General features: G+C 45.1%; 9 protein-coding genes. 6 read left to right on the forward strand and 3 right to left on the reverse strand.

The window, feature by feature from the left end; translation table 11 throughout:
• The first annotated feature begins 609 nt into the window (after positions 1–609).
• From Q0590_RS25920 to Q0590_RS25930, 3 genes are all read left to right on the forward strand, one after another.
• Entirely contained in the window at positions 610–4,422 is a 3,813-nt protein-coding gene (locus Q0590_RS25920; RefSeq protein WP_302040544.1) for a malectin domain-containing carbohydrate-binding protein, read from the forward strand.
• 256 nt (positions 4,423–4,678) lie between these two features.
• Positions 4,679–5,065, forward strand: coding sequence for a hypothetical protein (locus Q0590_RS25925; protein ID WP_302040545.1), 387 nt, complete (start codon positions 4,679–4,681; stop codon positions 5,063–5,065).
• 285 nt (positions 5,066–5,350) lie between these two features.
• Complete coding sequence (locus Q0590_RS25930; protein ID WP_302040546.1) at positions 5,351–6,319, forward strand: GDP-mannose 4,6-dehydratase; 969 nt, start codon at positions 5,351–5,353, stop codon at positions 6,317–6,319.
• Between the two features lie 207 nt (positions 6,320–6,526).
• On the opposite strand, the gene Q0590_RS25935 is transcribed toward Q0590_RS25930, so the two are convergent.
• The gene (locus Q0590_RS25935) at positions 6,527–10,927 is read right to left on the reverse strand and encodes an Ig-like domain-containing protein (RefSeq protein ID WP_302040547.1); all 4,401 of its coding nucleotides are present in this window, start codon (positions 10,925–10,927) and stop codon (positions 6,527–6,529) included.
• A gap of 1,088 nt (positions 10,928–12,015) precedes the next feature.
• Here Q0590_RS25935 and Q0590_RS25940 point away from each other — a divergent pair.
• The gene (locus Q0590_RS25940; protein ID WP_302040548.1) at positions 12,016–14,649 is read left to right on the forward strand and encodes a DUF7133 domain-containing protein; all 2,634 of its coding nucleotides are present in this window, start codon (positions 12,016–12,018) and stop codon (positions 14,647–14,649) included.
• 257 nt (positions 14,650–14,906) lie between these two features.
• Here Q0590_RS25940 and Q0590_RS25945 read toward each other — a convergent pair whose 3' ends face one another.
• The gene (locus Q0590_RS25945) at positions 14,907–15,764 is read right to left on the reverse strand and encodes a dienelactone hydrolase family protein (RefSeq protein ID WP_302040549.1); all 858 of its coding nucleotides are present in this window, start codon (positions 15,762–15,764) and stop codon (positions 14,907–14,909) included.
• A gap of 831 nt (positions 15,765–16,595) precedes the next feature.
• Here Q0590_RS25945 and Q0590_RS25950 point away from each other — a divergent pair.
• Positions 16,596–17,954, forward strand: a complete 1,359-nt coding sequence (locus tag Q0590_RS25950; protein WP_302040550.1) for a phosphatase PAP2 family protein — start codon at positions 16,596–16,598, stop codon at positions 17,952–17,954.
• A 426-nt stretch (positions 17,955–18,380) separates the two neighbouring features.
• Here the strand turns inward: Q0590_RS25950 and Q0590_RS25955 are convergent, their stop codons facing one another.
• Positions 18,381–19,370 (reverse strand): c-type cytochrome, encoded by a 990-nt coding sequence (locus Q0590_RS25955; RefSeq protein WP_302040551.1) that lies wholly within the window; start codon positions 19,368–19,370, stop codon positions 18,381–18,383.
• 483 nt (positions 19,371–19,853) lie between these two features.
• Here Q0590_RS25955 and Q0590_RS25960 point away from each other — a divergent pair, with 483 nt between their 5' ends.
• Positions 19,854–21,128 (forward strand): PQQ-dependent sugar dehydrogenase, encoded by a 1,275-nt coding sequence (locus Q0590_RS25960; RefSeq protein WP_302040552.1) that lies wholly within the window; start codon positions 19,854–19,856, stop codon positions 21,126–21,128.
• Positions 21,129–21,311 lie beyond the last annotated feature (183 nt).

Raw genomic sequence — 21,311 nt, forward strand, 5'->3', positions numbered from 1 at the left:
ATGGAACGCTGCAAATCAGCTTGCCTATAGCCAAGCGGCTCAAGCCGGGATTGTATATTGTGAGTGCCTATTCACCATCAGGCAAAATCTATAAAAAACTCGTGGTTCAATAATAACTATGACTAGGTCAATGGTAGAAAAGCAGTATAATTGGTTCGCATTCTACCCAAAATAACGAGGTTGATTTAAAAAATATACTTTCCCCCGTATGTCAAAAGCTACAGAATCAATTCTGTAGCTTTTGTTTTTATAGGCTATTTATATGCACGAAGAGTGGAAATATACGTAGCTTATTACACTTTTTGCAAGCTGCTATTAGGATAAATCCACGTCTGTTGCCTGTTCTTAATTAATTAGTGAACATGATGTAGTAATTAAATTATGGTGAAATACTTCTTAAGAAGGTAATAGCTGAGAAAAAATATAGTAGATTGGCCCTTAAACCTAGATAACTTAACCAACGTAAGAAGGCATATCTGCTTGTAAATAGAAAAGCTGAGCAACTATACAGAGAGTTAGATAGGCGGTTAAGTAAATCAAAATCAACAGTCTAATTAATCTGGTAATCTTTGTTTTGAAAGCCCATTCTTTACATATAATCTATTATTTATGAAAACACGTATACAGTCTCAAGCCATACAGGCCAGTCTGCTGTTAGGCTTTTGCCTGCTCTTTACTATCCCTGCTACTGCCCAATGGGTGCGTAAAGCCGATGCTTTGAAGAAGCGGTCGGAAGTTACCAGTGTAGTCTATAACAATAAGCTCTATTGTTTTCTTGGTTTTAATAATGCAGCCTTGGAAATAGAACCTAGTAGCGAAGTATACGATCCGGTGACTAACAAATGGTCTCTACTGGCACCGATGCCTCCTGGCAAAACAATTACCCACCAAGCGGTAACTTTAATAGATAATACGGTATGGCATATAGGTGGACGTGTTGGAAAACACCCCGGCCCCTTGACAAGTGAGATATGGATATATAATTTGACAACTAATACTTGGTCACCAGGCCCACAGTTGCAAGATCCGGCCACCGGAAAACCTTTGCTTTGGGGAGGCGGGGGGGCCGCTCTAATAGGCCGTACATTGCATGTGTTTGGAGGATTTGTGAATAATGCCTGTAAGAATGATCAAGAAAAATATCATCTGACGCTGAATGTTGATAGCTGGCTGGCTAACCCTACCGGACCTGTGCAATGGCAAAATACCCGCAAAGTTATGCCTGTAAAACGTAATCATTTTAGCACAACGGTTATGAATGGCAAAATTTATGCATTGGGGGGCCAGTTTGGTCATGATTGCGGCGGTGGACAAGATAAACAGTATTCGCACGTATACAATCCGGTTACAGATAGTTGGACTGAACTTACTACTCTACCTGCCCCCAGGTCGCATGCTGAAGGAGGAATTTTTCCGCTGGATGGCAAAATTTATCTGGTAGCCGGACAAGGCGCTAATGGCAAATCTACCAACAAAGTAACCATATTTGATCCCGAAGCCAATAACGGACTTGGCTCCTGGCAAGATGATGCTAGCATGGCGCTGCCAAATGGATATGAGGGAGCCTCGGCCAAAGTAGTGAATAATACCTTTATTGTCTCTCATGGTGGCATAGGGTCTAGTAATAATTCGGTTAACCTGACCTATAGCCGAACCATTGCACGGAATCCAGTACACAAACTAGGTTTTACAGCCAGTTGCTTACCTGTTAAAACTGGCGGAAGTAGTATTGTAACCTTGAAAAATCTACTCTATACTACCGAAGGAACCCGAACTTATACCACCTCCTCAAATGCAGGCTGGCTAAAGGTAAGTAAAAACCCAACAGGGAATACTTTGCCTACAGGTGTGGACATAGAAGTAACCATTAACACAGCTGGGCTTGCCCCCGGAAATTATACAGGCGTTATTACGGCTACAACTTCCGGGTCAGGAACGGCGTATAGCAGCGGCAATTTTTGTGTAAACCTCACGGTTGAGGGAACAGCGCCGGAGATCAGCACGTCGAAAGAAATGATTTTCAGTGGGGCAAAAGGGACAACTTCACCTGCACAAACTTTACTGATCACTAATACTGGATCTACTACTCTGCAAATTTCTTCTGTAAATTTTACAGGAACTGATGCTTCATCCTTCGGTTTGGTATCTACAGGTACACCCTTACAAATTCCTGCCGGAAAATCAGCTCCTATCCAGGTCGTTTTCAAACCTTCTGCTACAAAAGTAGGTAGTTTGCTTGCCCAATTGAAGCTCCAGACAAACGATGCTGATGAAGGAACAGTGAACGTAGACTTATATGGGTTGAGTGCAAACGGACTGCAAGGCAATAACGAACCGCCATTAGATTGGATAGTGAAAACTTTGGGATATAACATAAATGTAGGAGGTACCGGGCTTATTCTAGGCACAAGCCCATCACCTATTGGGGATGAGGTTTTAATGCCCTTATTTAAAAAAGCGACTAACGGACCGGTGACCATTAAAGCGGTAGCCAGGTATTCTCCGGATGATCTGCTCGACTTTGGGTATTATACAAAAAACAATGGTGTGCCCCAACTTCACAAAGTGGCTGCTATTGATTTACAACAGCAACAAACCCTGAATCCAAAGCTAGTGGCTGGCGGTGCTACCAGCTTTGATCCAGGAACAGCCATCTTTGGTCTGTATACTGGAAGTACCAGCTATTCACCCTATATCGGCTACACAGAAAATGGACTAAATAAAGGACCCCTGGCGCATGCTGCCCGCATTTATCCACTGAAAAACCGCTCAGGGCAGGCTATTCCTAATAGTTACCTGGTTGCCTTTGAGCCAGCCGTAAATGGCGATTACCAGGATTATGTATTTGTCATAAGTAATGTTACAGCTCCACCAACGACTACTCCACCCGTGAGTACGCTGCGGATTAATGCTGGGGGAGAAGTTTTTATGGCCTCGGGTAACAAACCATTTATAGCAGATAGCTACTTTAGTGGCACCGATAAAACTTATTCTATTGCAAGCGGCGACATTTTAAATACAACCGACGATGCCCTATACTATACCGAACGTTCATCGCCTGCCTTTAGCTATACCATACCAGTGACCAATGGCAATTATACGGTGGTGCTGCACTTTGCCGAAATCTGGTTTGGGGCGCCCGGTGGTAGGGAAGGAGGAAGAGGCAAGCGTCTGTTCCATGTAGATATAGAAGGTGAACGGAAACTGACAAACTTTGATATTTATGCTACGGCCGGCGGAGCTATGAAAGCCATCCAATCCAGTTTTCCGGTAAGTGTAACCGATGGCAGCTTAGCTATTAACTTTACCAGTGGCTCGGCCAACATGCCTAAAGTATCTGCCATTGAGATATTTCCAGCAACCAGTACAAACCGGGCTCCGGTGTTAGCAGCCATAGGAAATAAGTCTCTTCCTTTGGGGCAAACCCTGCAATTTACGGCCACAGCCAGTGATGCAGACTCTCACCAGATAAAGACTTTCTCATTACTAGGTGCTCCGGAAGGGGCAGTCATAAATGCCAGTACAGGGACTTTCACCTGGACTCCATCCCGAAGCGGCAGCTTTAGCTTTGCAGTTAAAGTAACAGACAGTGGCTCTCCGGCTTTGTCAGATCAGGAGCAAATCACTGTCAGTGTTAATGCAGCGACCTTTTCTGGTCTGCGGATTAATGCCGGAGGAACAAGCATTACAGCCTCGGGGGGCCGGTATTTCGTGACAGATGGGTACTTTGGCGGAGCAAACCGGGTTCATGCTATCCCCGGAGGCGACATTTTAAATACAACGGATGATGCCCTATACTATACCGAACGTTCATCGCCTGCCTTTAGCTATACTCTACCAGTAGCCAATGGCAATTATACGGTAGTGCTGCACTTTGCCGAAATCTGGTTTGGGGCGCCCGGTGGTAGGGAAGGTGGGGTTGGCAAGCGTCTGTTTCATGTAGATATAGAAGGTGAGAGGAAATTGACTAATTACGATGTATTTGCTGCTGCTGGCGGGGCTATGCGGGCTGTTCAATCTAGCTTTGCAGTAAATGTAGCCGATGGCAGCTTGAACATCAACTTCACTACAGGCTCTGCCAATATGCCCACGTTAGCAGCTATTGAAGTGTTGCCTGCGGGCGGTAGTACTAGTAGGGTAAATCTGGCAACGGTAGAGGAAGCTGAAGCCGGTATTGTGCTCTATCCAAACCCATCGGCAGGAGAATTTACCGTTACTTATTCTGTGGCAGATGCGACACAAGGCCAGATACAAATTATAAATGCCCAGGGACGAGAGGTATTGCAGAAAAGTGTTGACTTACAAGCTGGAGAAAATGCTATTCGTGTTCTTACAACTGACCTGCCAGCCGGTATGTACGTGTTGCAATTGTCGAGTGAAAAGAAAACCATAGTTAAGAAACTGGCAATCAGAAGCAGGTAGGTAGAGAAGTAACGCATTATCTTCTTTGGCAACAATGTATTTATCCTTCCTGGAATCTTTTCTGACGGAAGATACATAGCCTGAAAGGGTGAGTGCAAAGATAAACGCCAGGTTGGAGGCTACAATTAAAAGCCTTTAACCTGGCGTTTGTTTATTGAAAAATAAACGCCAACGCAATTGTTACGTATGCGTATATTCAAATACATGCCATGTGCATAAATAAATAGTTTACTTACCTACTAATCAGTCATCCGCTATGGAAGAAAACGCATCGTCAGCAGAAAAAAAGTCAATTAAAACGTATATCAGCGAAAATAATCAGAACAAAATCACTTCAACACTAACTTTGGAGGACAATAAGGGAACAGAAGGGCCAAAGGATCATGTGGATTCTTCCACGCCAGTTGGACAAGAAACCAAAGATATCCAGCAAACAGATCAAGTGCAGAAGGCATCAGGTTCAGGGGAAGAGCCCGAATTACTAAACGCCCCTACATATGCTGCTGAAATGGTTAAGACGGATGAAATCCAAGACACTGGGTATGTATGGCCGCCTACTACTGCCGCTGCTGATGCCGAAGCTGCTGCAGGATTACCTATTGGAAGTTTAACCGGGCAGGAAGGTGAAGGGGAGAACAAATAATAGTTCTTATCCACTGCTATAGATATTTATACTTCCTTTCTAAAGCAGTAAAGCGTAAAACGGTTTAGATACTTATCAGAGATCGATACACACTTCTTATGCAGGCACAAAATATTCCCCTTTTCAGAAACAATATGCTAGATAATTACCAGTCTTGAACTTTTTTGTCAGCAATGCCAGAAGCTTTGTTGGATCTAAAACTATAAATTGTAAAGGCAAAAATTGTTATACAATGGATGAACCTTACTACCTTGCCCTTTTCTAGTAAGTTTAGTTATATAATCTATGAAAACGGCAATCATTACCGGAATTACCGGACAAGATGGGGCTTACCTGGCAAAGGTTTTATTGGATAATGGATATAAGGTAATTGGAATCTTACGGAGTTATAATAATGCCAATGTTGATAAGCTTAAGTATCTGAAAATTGAGAGAAAGGTTATTTTAGAGGAGTGTGATTTATCGGATATACCCAGTATCATTAAAATTTTAACAAAATATAAGCCGGCTGAATTATATAATCTGGCTGCCCAAAGCTCGGTAGGGCTATCATTCGAGCAGCCAATTGGCACCATTCAATTTAATACTTTATCAGTGCTAAATCTGCTGGAAAGTATCCGTTTAGTAGACAAAGATATCCGCTTTTACCAGGCTTCCAGCAGCGAAATGTATGGCAAGGTATTGCATCTACCTGTCACTGAATATACTCCCATGCACCCGTTAAGTCCTTATGCTATCTCCAAAGCTTCCGCTTATTGGACTGTCGTGAACTACCGTGAATCGTACGGGCTTTTTTCATGCAATGGGGTTTTATTCAACCATGAATCTTACTTACGAAGCAATAATTTCTTTGTGAAAAAAGTGATCCGGGAAAGTTTGCTCATCAAATCGGGCATTCAAGATGAACTCCGGGTGGGTAACATTGATATTAAACGGGATTTCGGCTATGCGCCTGAATATGTAAAAGCCATGTGGCTCATGCTGCAACATTCATCCGCGGAAGATTTTATTATCTGTTCAGGCGAATCGGTGTCTTTACGCGAGATCATTTTATATGTCTTTGAAAAGCTGGAAATTGATCAGCAAAAGCTAGTGATAGACAAAGAACTTTACCGCCCTACTGATATTGAGGATATCTATGGATATAACCAAAAAGCAAAAAAACTACTGAAATGGAATTATACCTTGAATTTTTTTGAGGTACTGGATTTGCTCCTGGCTGAAGAAGCACAAGCAATAAACAAAGGCCTCTAAAGTAACAGGTACGGCTTCCGAAGACTCAAATTACGTTCTTGCTGAAAATAGCCAGGAGCAATTTGCTTTGTTGATGTGTATACACCTGTTGATCTAGCCTGTTTTGGCAGATATCTACTCAGGGTCTACCAAATGTTACCTGCATATACATCGGAAGGTAGCCTAGCCTGATTATATACTGTATTTGCCTACCAATACTTTTCATCCCTAATTTTTAAGTACTTTAATCACCTGTGGTTGACCTTGTGCGGGTTGTAGCCTAAGCAAATACATGCCTGGCTTGAGTGCTAGCGCAGAAAAGTCAAGTTCCAACGATGGCTGGTTCGAGAGGTTGTAAACCTTTTCTGCATAACGTCTGCCAGCTAAATCTGTTAAGGTGATCAAGCATGAGCCCTGCATTGTATCGGTAACAAGGGTAAGGGTATTTTCAAAAGGATTTGGATAGACCGAACTAGCCAACTGCCCTGGTGAATCCGGGTTTAGTGTAGAAGCAGCAAGATCTGCAGCCGAAGTGGTTACCGGGGAGAGGACAGCTCCGGGGATGATACTGATAGCTGTGTTGGAAGGGGTTTGCCAGCCAACGGCCAGGTGGTCTCCGCCGGCCCCTTCCTTGTGTAAGGCTTCAATGTAGTACTTTTTGCCTGCCTGCAGATAAATAGCCGCTGACTTTTGTGTAGTAAACTTGGTCCATTGTCTGGAAGAAGTGTAGCCGGTCACCGAAGCTATTTTCTGTTTTGAGCTAGCATTATCGCTGCTGCTCAGCCAAAGTTCACTATGGTCATCGGAGGCAATGTAGAAGCTATAGTTGCCAGTGGAGGGAGCACACAGGTAGCCTCGGATACGTTGCCCATAATTGTCGCCCAGGCTGGCGGGTGCTTCAAAAGAAGCAAGCTGGGAACTGGAAGCAGGAGTGGTGTTGACTGGAATAGCCGACACTAAGCTACCGCTGACATTGCTCCAATATTCACGCAGAATACTACCACTGGCACTGCAGGCAGCAAGCGTGCTTTCGCCTTTTATTTCCATATCAAAGCTGATGTCTGAGCTAGCCCCATTATCCTGATGCAGGGAGACTGCCACCACATTACGGCCACTTTTAAGTGACGTTGCTGGTACTTTAAAGGTAATATAATTAGTTTCATCGGTTCCACTAAGGGCGGAAGAGGCAAAGGTTTTATAAGTAATGGTTCCGGTTGGCATGTTGGTACGGAACTGCTCCACGCCATTCAAGTAGACTACTGCACCATCATCTCTTCGAATGCTGAATATCAGGCTAGTGTAGGCACTTGCGTCAGGAATAGTAAAGCTATGCCGCAGGTAATAGGCAGGATACTTGTTGGTGCTGTTACTTCCAAAACTTAAGGTAGTCGTTACCGGATCTCCATAGCCAAGCACTGCCTTTCCTGATGGCCAGGAAGCATCATCATAGGTAAGAGCTGTCCAGGAAGTACCCAGGTCTACTCCTTTATCATGGTATTTCCAGGTTGAATTCTTCGCTACCGGGAAAGGATTACTGGAAACAGGACTACTTACACTCACGGCAATACTTGTAGAATTTCCAACGCCACCTTTATTGTCTGTAGCTTTCGCTGTTAGGGTATAGTTGCCTGTGGCTACATTGGTCCAGCTAAAGCTGTAGGGAGCAGAAAGATCTTCACCTAGTTTGGTGCTGCCATTGTAAAACTCTACTTTACTGATCGTGCCATCCTTGTCAGTAGCCGTAGCTGTGATGGTAATAGAAGCCGGTGCCGAGAAGGTGGCTTTATCCAATGGAGAAGTTACAGCTACTGTAGGCAGTTGATTAGCTAGCAGCGTCGTAGCTGGGGATAGGACAGCTCCGGGAATGATACTGATAGCTGTGTTGGAAGGGGTTTGCCAGCCAACGGCCAGGTGGTCTCCGCCGGCCCCTTCCTTGTGTAAGGCTTCAATGTAGTACTTTTTGCCTGCCTGCAGATAAATAGCCGCTGACTTTTGTGTAGTAAACTTGGTCCATTGTCTGGAAGAAGTGTAGCCGGTCACCGAAGCTATTTTCTGTTTTGAGCTAGCATTATCGCTGCTGCTCAGCCAAAGTTCACTATGGTCATCGGAGGCAATGTAGAAGCTATAGTTGCCAGTGGAGGGAGCACACAGGTAGCCTCGGATACGTTGCCCATAATTGTCGCCCAGGCTGGCGGGTGCTTCAAAAGAAGCAAGCTGGGAACTGGAAGCAGGAGTGGTGTTGACTGGAATAGCCGACACTAAGCTACCGCTGACATTGCTCCAATATTCACGCAGAATACTACCACTGGCACTGCAAGCAAGTGCCGTAGTAGTGGTCGTGACAGATACATTAGAGAATATACCTGTGTTAAGCTGGGTAGTGTTTTGAGACGTAAGTGCTAAGCCTACATACAGGTTGCTACCCATAGTAAGGGAAGTTGAGCCTGCTTGAGTCCAGGTAGTGCCATCCGTTGATACAAAAGAAGTAAACGTATTGCCATTTCTGGATAGTTTCAGCCATCTGGGAGCCGATCCGCCTACTTGTTTGTACCCAGGAGTACCAGCGCCTTGCCGCCACATGAAATTAGTATTGCTAGCATTTGCCGCAAGCGCCACAAAGGTTGCACTTGCCGAAAGGCTTTCCCGGATCATAATACCTGCCAGGGCATTGGAATGTGTATTTCCCATGCTTTCTATTTTGGCCAGAATGGTTGCATCGCCACTCAGCGGCTGGTATACATACTGAAAAGCATCTGGAGCCTTGTAAAAATCAAACCCGCCACTCTGAAGTGTGAATCTGCCATTGGTATAGCTTGCTTTTCCTGCCAGGGCAACAGCACCAATATCAGCATTCTTCCAGGGTGAGGGCAAACCTGCTGTTACCACATTTACTGATACCGCTTTTGATATAGTGCTAACTCCCAGGTTATCTGTGGCTTTAGCTGTTAGGGTATAATTGCCTGTAGCTACATTTGTCCAGCTAAAGCTGTAGGGAGCAGAAAGATCTTCGCCCAGTTTGGTGCTGCCATTGTAAAACTCTACTTTACTGATGCTGCCATTTTGATCGGATGCATTGGCATGCAGGGAGATACTTGCTGGCGCAGCAAAACTTGACCCCTGTATGGGGGAAGAAATACTTACTTGAGGTGGCGTGTTGCTAAGGGTTATTTTTCCGCTGATGGTATACTCCCCAATAGAACCATAATCGGAATTGGCACCAGATTCCCCTTTGGCGCCATCCACATACAAGTAGTAGGTACCAGCAGGAAAAGCCTGATTGATGGAAGCAGCCATACCGGCCGGATTTGTCTGCAGAATAGTTTGACTGAGTGAATTTTTAACGGTAAGGGAAATATCTAGGTTCGGATGAACTGCACTAGGGCTTACCGAAAGAAAAACAGAAGCGCCGCTGGAAGCAAAGGTAAATACATCAACATCCGCTCTTGTAGTAATTATACCTTTATTTGCACTGGCCGCAACATTCCCAGAGGCATCTACCTTAATGGCCGTAGCATTGCTGTTTTCATTGCTATGGTCATCAGTGCGGTAACTAAATCCATTGCCGGTGGTAATTGTGTAAAGATCGTCTTCGGTATTGTTTGCATAGGGATATTCTCCTTTGCTCCATTGTACCACCTGCCGGTCATAGCCGGTACCCATAATGGGTGCCCAGCTGCTTTGTCCCCAGAAATAGGTTTCTGCCGGAGAGGTTCTTCCATCATGCGATAAGCCCAAAGTATGGCCAACTTCATGTGAACCCACTTCTCCGGCATATTTGGCTGTGCTGTTAAATGCCCAGCAAGGTGTATCATCGCCCCAGGTAAAAGAATTGGTATAGGCTACCCCGCCAACATTTGTATAAAAATGATTGGTAGGCGTAAATATAATGCGCATGCGCCGGTTCGTTGGAGCTTGCTGATATATGGCTTCACTGGTGGTGATGTTCAGGGAAAAAGGCTTGTAATCCTCACTTATCATCTTCCATACTTCTAGGATCTCTGCCTCACTTAACAGGGCAGGCTCTGCATTAATGGGATTCCCTCCATTCCATCCGGGATTGACAACGTATTGCCCGTCAAAATCCAATAATACAACGGCAGTGGCTCCAGGCAAACTTTGCAGTTCAGGTACGGCACTGGCGGCCATTAAGCCTGCTTCTCTCTCCGTTGGACCAGGCTTACTTTCTTGCCGGGCATAGTCTATACAGACCACTTTGTTTATATCCACCTGAGACAAATACGCCCTGCCATTGCTGGCCGAAGAATAGGCATAGGCAATTTTCTGATCTTTTAACAGGATATACCCGGAAAGCTTGTTTCTAGAGGCTTTTAAAAAAAACGTGTTGGTTGTGCCAGCTACATGACCAAAGATTACCTCTGAATCCCCTTCTTTTTTACTGCCATTCACCCTGAGTGTAAGATTCGCTCTTCCAGGAATTGTATGCCGGATGGTCGCCTCTTCTCCAGCCAGATTCCTATCTTGCGAGTTAGGTTTTGCCGGTACTTTCGCTTGATACCTGGCAAGTAACTCAGCTGAACTTCCAAGATCAACCGGGCTTTGTGCCAAAGCCGGAAACAGGCAGCCGGACAGCAAAATGGCCAACAGAAAGGATAGGTAAATTTTCTCCATAGAATTCAGGTTGATGGGTAGAAGCTTGTTTCGTGTGCTCTTCTCGGGTTCCTTCAGACTTTTAGAAATCAGTATACAAAAAGGTGGCAAAGCGCAAATAAGGGGTTAGGTAGTAACAGGTTATTTAATTTACAGGTCTTAATCAACTATAGAGCCTTTAAGCTCAGGTATAAGCTTTTAATTTGTTTCTCAGGTTTGTCTAAGGAAAAAGTGAAACAGATCCGTTTAGCTGCACACAGTGAGTATCTGTTGCCCTAACAAAAAGTCCATATGCCTGGATAGGCTGACTAAGAAAACAAAAAAAGGGTATTTTTTAAAACGGGTAAACCAACAGTAGCCCGGGCTAGCAGCAGCTGAGAATGGCTGCTTGGCAAATGGTACTAGAAGCAGTGATAAATACATAGAAAAAATGGATGCGCCAACAGATGAAAACCAGCGTCTCTACGCACATACTGCATTTTCTCAAAATAGTTTTGTTCTATGCACAAAAAATCTTTTGGGAAGCAACTTCCGGGTGTAACCGGTTAATTGGCAGAGAAGAATAAAGGCTGTTTACTAGGTGGCAGTGATAACCGGATTGAAGAATTAAGATGAAACATTTAAAGAAATGCAAGTAGTGTTTATACAAATCTATCCCCTACAGCTTGCATTGTCAATACCTAATTATTGGTATTTTCTGACGGTATACGATTTTTTTTACAAGTGCTTAGGCTAGTAACCGCCTACAGCTAGAAGATTCCTTAACCTGCAGAAATACCTTAGTATAATTCAAACTCACTGATAGACAGACTTGCCTTAAAATATCTTACTCATTTTATAAGGGTTATACAAGGTATCGGCAGTGTTGTTGCCAGAGGAAAGCTGTGTTGTAACCCAATCAAGCGCATACTGGCATTTTACCCAAAAGTCCATTAGCTTTATCGCCCGGTAAGAGACTGCCTGTTAGTAAAGCTGAAAGAGATACAGGCCAAAAACAGGTTTGTTACAGGTAATTAGAGAAGCCATATCGCTCATTTACCAGCGCTCGACTATGAATCAATAGATAGTCTGTATTTTTTATTGAAACTATTCGTACTACCCAGATACCTATGTATAAACTTTCATTCAGCTTCATTACCACATTACTGCTCAGTATTTTTGCAAACCATCATTCAGCGCTGCTTACGAGCCAGAAAATGCCTGTACCGGTAGCAACTCTGGCAGACCACCCGGCAGAGCTGACTTTAACTCCCTTTACTGGCCCTGAGCTCACGCCAAGTCCGGCTTGCCTGTCGGTAGCGCCTACCGGCGAAGTATTTGTTGGGGTAGATATGCAAGGCTCTTTGGGAAAAAAGCCCGACATGGGGAGCATCATCCGCCTGGTCGACAGCAACAACGATGGCAAAGTTGATGGGCATACGACCTTTGCAAAAGTCAATAATCCACGTGGGCTGCTTGCTGTAGGCGACCAGGTATTTGTTTTACATGCGGTATTTACTGCCGAAACAGGCAAAGCAACCGGCATGAACCTGGTTGTTTTTCAGGACAAAGACTGGGATGGCATAGCCGATGGCCCTTCCCAACCGCTAGTGGAGCATATCAGCAATGTAAAATACATTCAGGAGCGGGGTGTAGACCATGCTACCAATGGTATCCGGATGGGCATCGATGGCTGGATCTATATTGCCGTAGGTGACTTTGGGTTTCATAATGCCGTAGACCGCTCGGGAAACAAGCTAACCATGCTGGGGGGAGGTATCGTGCGTGTACGCCCAGATGGCACCGAAATGGAAGTATATAGCCACGGCATGCGTAACATTTACGATGTAGCCATTGATCCTTATATGAATATATTTACCCGCGACAATACCAACGACGGAGGTGGCTGGAATATCCGCTTTAGTCATCAGGTGCAATCGGCAGAATATGGATATCCGGTATTGTTTAAACATTTTACAGATGAAATTATCCCAGCATTAGTGGATGTAGGTGGTGGATCTGGTACCGGGGCCTTGTTTATGGATGAACCGGGCTGGCCAGAGAAGTACAACCAGGTACCCATGATGGCAGATTGGGGCAGAAACCAATTATATATTCACCGGGTTAAAGCGGATAAAGCAAGTTTTACGCAACAGGAAGAAGAGTTTATCAAGCTGCCGCAGATCACCGATGTAGATGTGGATGGCTCTGGCCGGATGTATTTGTCGGCATGGAATGGCGCCGGGTATTCTGGTAACCCTGATAAAGGCTACCTGGTGCGGGTGGTGCCCCAAAACTGGAACTACCAACCTTTTGCGGACCCCAAAAAAGCTTCTGTAAAAGAGTTAACCCGTATGCTCACCTCCAAGAGTGCCGTAGCACGCCTGCATGCTTCCCAGCAATTGCTGAAGCGGCCATCGAAGCAGGGCTTAAAAGGTGCCTGGCAGGTGGCAACCGATACCAAGCTACCGCTATCTAATCGCGTAGCAGGCATTTTTACTTATGCCCAACTAGCAGGGAAGCAGGGTATTGATAACCTGGTAAAACTTACAGAGGATGCTACAGTACGTGAGTTTGCTTTGCGTGCCCTAGCCGACCGCAAATCCTTGGTTGCTGGTGTGCCGGTAGCTCCTTTTCTGACAAGCCTACAAGATCCTTCCCAGCGGGTAAGGGTAGCCGCCATCATTGGCATTGGCCGGTTAAATAAAAAAGAAGCCGCCACCAGTTTGCTCAACATCCCGGTGCCGGCTTCGTTTTCCGCCCCGGTCAAAGGAGTGGAAGGCCCGCATGCTACGCCAAACGCGGCTATACTGCCGGCGCATCTAGCTGTTCGTTCGCTGGTAAACCTTGAGGCGATAGATGCTTGTGTAGCTGCCCTTGGGTCACCTAATTTCCCTTTGGCCTTATGGGCTTTGCGCTACATGCATACGCCCCTGGCGGTGGATGGTTTACTTGCTGCCTACAAGCAAGCCGGTAATGAAAAACTCCGCAAAGATATCTTGGTAACCTTATCGCGGCTCTATAAAAAAGAAGCGCCCTATGATGCCTCCTGGTGGTGGAGTACCCGTCCGGATACGCACGGACCTTATTATAAAGGGATTACCTGGGAGGCTTCCGATAAAATTGAAGCTTTTTTGAAAGAGCAATGGGCAAGCGCTTCACAGGAAGATAAGCAATTATTTGCCGACCTGAATAGCCGCCACCGCATGGAAATCACCCAATTCGGAGGAGACGAAACGCTTGCCACAACACAGGAGGTAAAAGTGGACCTGGAGAAGATAAAAAATCAGAAAGGGCAGGTAGGCAAAGCCTCTATAGAGGATGTTATGCTAGCTGTGGCCAGCCTTAAAGGAGACGTAACCAAAGGCAAGGCCCTGTTTACGCAGCAGGGATGTATCGCCTGCCACAGTATTAGTAAAAACGAGAAAATGAAAGGCCCCTTTATGGGACAAATAGGCTCGATTATGACCCGTGATCAGATTGCGGAGTCTATTCTCAAGCCTAACGCTTCTATCTCCCAAGGTTTTGCCAGCGTGCTGATCACCACCAAAGACAGTAAAAGCTATATGGGCTTTATTGCCGAGCAGTCAGCCGAGCGGATGGTTCTGCGTACGATCACTGGCGAGGTATTCACTCTTAAGACTACTGATGTAGTTTCACGCAAGGAGATGGAAACCTCCATGATGCCTGAGGGCCTGGCGAATGCCTTATCCTATGAAGAATTTGCTTCACTGATCAGTTTTCTTGCCGAGCAGAAAAAGTAGACTTACTGGGTGAGTGACTCATACAGTCTATACAGATGCCGTAACAGTTACCTTGCCAGCCTTTATAAGGATTTGGATAGTAACTATTACGGCAACCTATCCGCGTCACTAGGTAGGAATGGGCAGATAGCTTTTCTAATGGACGTTTTTGTTTCAGGCTTCATTTCTACAAAGACCTAGGAAGGAGAGAACTTGATCAACATGTTCCAGCATCCCGCTTATCTTTGTGTGACAGCTATCAAAAAGGCTTGCTGTTTTTAGCCTAATTTCTTTTTCAAATAATTTAGTGTAAGGGTGTACGCATCAGCGGTAGCGGCCGGATCATGTTTAGGATTGCTGGGATTAGCAAAGCCATGCATTGCATCATACATTTTAATGGTTACCTGTTTACCCGCTGCTTTCATGTTTTGCTCAAACTTTTCAACCATAGCAGGCGGGATACCCTGATCTTGTGAGCCGAAAATACCTAACACATCTGTTTTTAAGGTTTTTAATTTTTCTACATCTTCTTCCGGACGCCCGTAATAGATGACACAGCCAACAGTTTTGTCTCCGGCAGCCAGTGCATTCTGTAACGACAACATCCCCCCAAAGCACCAGCCAATGCTGGCAATTTTTGCTTTCTTACCTGCATAGGCAATGCCTCCTTGGGTAATGGCAGCTAACCGATCAGCTGAAGCGCCTTGCATCAGTTTAGCCGCATCCTCCCTGGTAGTGGCTACTTGTCCGTCATACATATCCAGGGCCAGTACATTCACGCCCGGCAGGTCTTTGTGCAATTTTGAGGCTTGCTGCTTAATATGATCGTTGAGCCCCCACCATTCCTGGTAAACGATCAGCCATTTATCCGATGGTTGCGCGGATTTGAGAAAAAAACCGGATGCTTTTTTGCCATCGGGGGTAGGAAAGGTTATCAGTTCGCCAGGTCCTTGGTAGTGGAAGGCAAGCGGCTGCTCGTGAAGCTCTTGAAAAGCAGGGTCAGCTGCCATCGCCGCCATATCATGGGCAGCTACTAGCGGCTCCTGATGGCACAAGGCAGGAGCTGAGGATTCCTTTTCCAAAGGCGTGAACATATACAACATATAGGTAAGCACCAGCAATAAAATTGTTTTCATACGAGTAAGGCTAGGTAAAATAAATTTAAGACGATAGACAAGCGAATATAAGCATTTCCTGGCAGGCTGCTTAAGTAATAACTGCTATAATTTTCACCAAGCTTTTTCTTCTTAAAACCTATTCCCCCAGTACAGCGTACTGTAAAAAAAGAGTTAGTTTATGGCTGAAGGAACCTGCTGTTCAACGGATTTTAGCTATCTATCTGGCTGCGTATGCGCAAGGAATGAATAAGGTAACTAGTTGAAAAAAAGCTATCTGTTCGTTGATTTGTTTGCTGAAGATTGCTATCTTGATAGTGAGAAAATCTTATGCACAGCTACGTAAGCCTATAATAGGCTTTTAGCCAAGCCATAAGCGCAGTTTGCGAATTTATTGCAGACAAGTTAAACTTTTTATGTAAGTATCTTTTGCTTGTCTGGCTTTTTTAGTTGCACAACTTGCGAATGTTCATTGTTCTATTCAACACCCTTTACTAATTCTTATCACTCAGAACTATCCATTTCCAGTATCATCCCCGGCTATGTAAAAATTCTGGCCTCCAGCTTAGAAGGTGCAATAACCTATTGCCAGGCGAATAAAAGGCAAGCGCAGCAAAGGTAATTCCTGAGCTGAAGGCGGTTGACAAAGCTTACAGATAGCAGTTTTATATTTCAGTTGTACTCATAAAGCACGTCTCCTGCCTAAACCTTGTTGTGTCATACCTTTCTTTTGAACAGCGCTACCTTACTAGCTACAGATTGCTGGCAACCACCCGCACCACTCATAAAATTGGCCTGTATGTTTCGACGTTCGTTACCTTTTTATTTTTTTATCTTAACCATCTATACTCTATGAAACGATTTACAACTTTTTACACCAGGCCTGCACGCTGGGCAAGTGTAGTTCTACTAGTAGGTTTATTTGGTGGCTGCGAGCACCTAGAGCAACTGGAGAACATTTTTCAACACCGCCTCACCTACAAACAGGAGAGTGCCAAGGTGGTCTATGACTGGTATAAGTTAATTGCTCAGATTCAGTTACCTGCCAGTCCACAACCAGTAGTTATTCTCAACAACCGGAACTTTGGGTATATTGGCGTTGGCCTTTATGAAGCTGTACGTCCTGGCATAAAAGGATCGGTGAGCTTAGCTACCAGGCTTTACCAGATGCCTGCTATGCCAGAGGCAGACATGCACCAGGAGTACCGATGGGGGGCCAGTGCCAATGCTGCACTGGCCAGTATGTATAAACAATTTCTGGTAGGCTTGTCCGAGGCTGATAAGGCCAGAATCGATTCAATGGAAAATGCATACAACACGCACTTCCGGCAAACCAGCTCTGAGGCCATTATTGCCCGTTCACAAGCTTTTGGCCGGTCTGTAGCCAATGCTATTTACCAATGGTCTACCACCGATAACTTCAACCTTTCCAGCCAGGGGTATACGCCTCCGGTAGGCGAGGGAGCCTGGAAGCCAACCCCTCCAGCCTTTGCAAGCCCGGTAGGTCCTTACCTGAAAGAGTCAAGGCCCTTTCTGTTTTATAGCCTGACTGCTACAGCCCCTGCCTTACCCTTACCCTATTCAGAAGACGAAGCCTCCCAGTTTTATAAGGCGGCCAAAGAAGTGTATGATATAGGCAAAGCACTGACTGCCGAACAGAAAGCAACCGCAGACTGGTGGGCAGATGCTGGAGGCGCAGGGGTAGGAGTGCCCGCACCCTATCATATTCTTTCCCTGATCACCGGCATATTGGAAGCAAAGCATGCCAAGCTTGGGCAGGCTGCCCAGGTCTATGCGAAAACAGGCATAGCATTAAAAGATGGCCCTATTGCAATATTCAGAGGCAAGTTCCAGTACAACCTGTTGCGGCCGGTTACCTATATTCAGGAACAAATTGATCCAACCTGGCAGTCGTATTTGCCTTCTCCTCCTTATCCTGAATACCCGTCCGGGCTTGCCGGTTTATACAGTCCGGTTATGCAGGTACTTATCCGCGAGTTTGGCGATATTCCCATTCGGGACGATGCCTATGGCTGGAGAGGATTGCCCGCCCGGCAGTATACATCCATTAGCCAGTTGGATAGAGAGGCCGCTGACTCAAGAATATATGCAGGTATACATTACCGGTTCACACAGGATATTACCCGGCAGATGGGCAAAACCTTAGGGAATACGATTGCTGATATGAATTTAACTCCTAATTACTACTAAGCGGTGCAATCCAAACACAAGCAGTAAGAGTTTTCTACGTAGAGCACCTTTGAACCCCCTATAAATCATAGGATAGAAGAAAAATGCGGGTAGTGAGTAAAATAAATGTTTGCCTGGCAGAGACTAAAAGGCTCAGAATCATGCCTCCGTATCTCCTGGGTAATGCCATTTGTTAGTTAATTGGAGTAGTGAGTAGGGGAGAAGTTAGATTTGCTGACTTAGTAATGAGGGTGAATCTAGACGTCAATGCTTGTTACTTGTGCAGGGTTTCAGGAGTGGGCATGCTAGCAGGTGGTTTCTGTTAAAAAGAGAAGAAGTGCTGGCTGAACCTTTTAGTAGCAGCCTTCTAGAAAGATGTATCAGAAAATTAGCAGGAAAGCGCATATATTTCTGATACATCTTTGCTGGCCGGAGCCTGGTTACGTGTCAATTCTGAGCAACAGCCGTACTGGAAGTAAATCTGGTAATTTTATTTTTTACAGGAGTCAAAGAAGACATATATGTATAGATCGCATGTAAATCCTCATCTGTCATGCCTGCATACTGGCTCCAGGGCATGATGGTATTGAAACTGCCTTTTTCTACCGGATAACAGCTTGCAGGATCACTATACTGGCGAAACCGGCTGAAGAACTGTTCTCTGGTCCAGTTTCCTATACCGGTTTCTTTATCAGGCGTTATGTTTGCAGAGATCACTATGCTGCCATCTGGTAAAGGAAACTGCTCCCCGCCTGCGAAATCCATGCCATCAATTTTATTTCCCTGATCATCTCTGGGAGAATGACAATCAGCGCAGCTAGCCGCATTAACCAGGTAGCCCCCATAGGCAAGCACATTTTGTTTATCGGGCATTTTTTTGAAACTGGCTTTTTTGGGAATAGTGTTAATAATAAAGTTCATAGGAAAATGAGATACCGGTTGAGGAATGATGCTTTCTACCGGTTTCAATGAACGCACATAAGCAATAATAGACAGGATATCTTCTTCATCCATCTGCCCATAAGCCGGATGAGGCATCACCGGAAAGAGAGCCCGCCCATCTTTGCTTACTCCCATCGTAATGGCCCGAAAGAGTTCTCCATCTGTCCAGTCGCCAATACCTGCCGGGGTGATATTCCTGGCATAATACACACCGGCTCCTACATCAAACTTTTCTCCTCCTTTCCCTAAGGAGCCCTCTATGATAGGACCGGCAAACCTGCTCATATCCCTTTCTGAATGACAATCCACACAGAGGGATACATGATGTACCAGGTATTTTCCCCGGCTCAGTCGTTCTGGTGTTCTTTCTACGGTTAGCTGCGGAGGATCTCCTACATCAGGTAGCCCTACTTTTATGTAAAGAGCTGCCAAGAAAATTAACATACCTAGACCCAGCAGGCCATAGGCCGTTGCCTTTAAAATTTTCTTCTTCATAAATGCCGAATGGATAAGGGTGAATATTGAATCTACGCGTAATGAATGCGTTTTATGGAAAATTAAGGCTGGCTGGAAGAAAAGAGATAGGCTAAAATAGAAGGCAAGCTGTTTTCTCTTAGAACACGGGTAGTTATAATTTTTTTAATTAATAATCAAGCAGTTGGGTAATTATTTATCGTTCGGCTACTCACTTCCGTATTGGTAGAAGCAAAACATTACCTAAGCCTGTAAACAATCTCTATGCGGGAAGTGTATCTGTGGTTTTAATGGTTACGATTGAAAAATTTTCCTTACTAAAAGCAGAACTCCTGCTTCTACTAACCAAAAAAGAAGGCTCCTTTAACTTTTTTACCATGCTTTCGGTTTGATCCTTGTAACTTGCTACAAGATTATATTCGGATAATCATTGAAATTACGCTGGCAAAAGCAGACCTTTGCTCCCGTTACAATCTTTATTTATTTTGTTTACCAACCCATACCATGAGAAAGAGCCCAACAACCAACCTGATGCTGCCAATACTGACAGGAGCAATGCTTACGCTGGCCTCCTGCGGAGAAAATTCTTCCCAAACCTCCCAGGCAACCCAAAGCGATAGCACCACGGCAGAAGTAGCCGCAGCGCCAGTAGAAACCAAAGAACCTAATTCCGCCTATAAGCCGGCCTTCCAGGGACAAACCAGAGTGGGAGGCATTCAATCAAGTACAGCTTATGAAGGCAAACTACTAACCAGCGAACTTAAAAACCCATGGGGCCTGACCAGTCTGCCAGATGGCCGGCTGCTGATTACACAAAAAGAAGGAACCATGCGCATAGCCACTACTTCAGGAGAGGTAAGTGCACCCATAACTGGTCTTCCAAAAGTCGATTCTGAAGGACAAGGTGGCCTGTTAGGTATCCGCCTTGATCCGGAATTTGAGCAAAACCGAATGGTCTACTGGGTCTTTTCTGAGCCGGTCTCCGGAGGAAATCTAACGGCCGTAGCCAAAGGTAAACTTTCTGCCGATGAAAAAAAGATAGAAGGCGCCAGCGTGATTTACCGGGCTACCCCTGCTTACCAGGGCAAACTGCATTATGGCGGAAGAATCCTTTTTGATAAGGCGGGCAATCTGATTATCAGTACCGGAGAACGCTCAGACAAGGTGACCAGGCCACAAGCCCAGGAACTGAATTCAAGCCTTGGAAAAGTGATCCGCCTGACTAAAGACGGAAAGCCGGTGGCAGGCAATCCGTTTGAAGGCCAAGCTGGGGCAAAACCAGAAATCTATTCCTATGGGCACCGCAATGTACAGGGCCTGGCTTTACATCCAGAGACTGGCGATTTGTGGGAAAATGAATTTGGCCCCAGAGGAGGAGATGAATTAAACCGCATTGAAGCCGGAAAAAATTATGGCTGGCCTACCATTACCTATGGCATTGAATACAGCGGTGAAAAAATCGGAGATTCTATTCAGCAAAAGCAGGGCCTTGAGCAACCAGTGTATTATTGGGACCCCTCCATCTCACCTAGCGGGATGACGTTCTATAGCAGCGATAGTATTGCTGAATGGAAAAATAATTTGTTTATTGGTTCCCTTAGTGGTATGCACATTATCCGGCTAGTCATCGAAAATAACAAGGTAGTCGGAGAGGAGCGTTTGCTGGAAAGTGAGAAAAAGCGTTTCCGGGATGTTACGCAAGGGAAAGATGGAGCCTTGTATGCAGTTACTGATCAGGGAGATTTGTACCGCATATTTAAAAAAGAAACAGTATTATAGTTGCTGCTTTCTCTGTTAATATACTACATAGCCAGGCAGGGTAGACAAGTAAATGATAGGGTAGGTACTCTGTAAAGTATCTCCCTTACCGTTTACTTGTCTTTATTTTTTACCTGTTCTCAAGCTAACTTTTAAAGACTTGTATCATTTCTCTGGCTGTTTGTTTAGGCGAAAACACAAAAG

This window comes from Rhodocytophaga aerolata, from assembly GCF_030503435.1.
In the GTDB taxonomy this organism is placed as follows: domain Bacteria; phylum Bacteroidota; class Bacteroidia; order Cytophagales; family 172606-1; genus Rhodocytophaga; species Rhodocytophaga aerolata.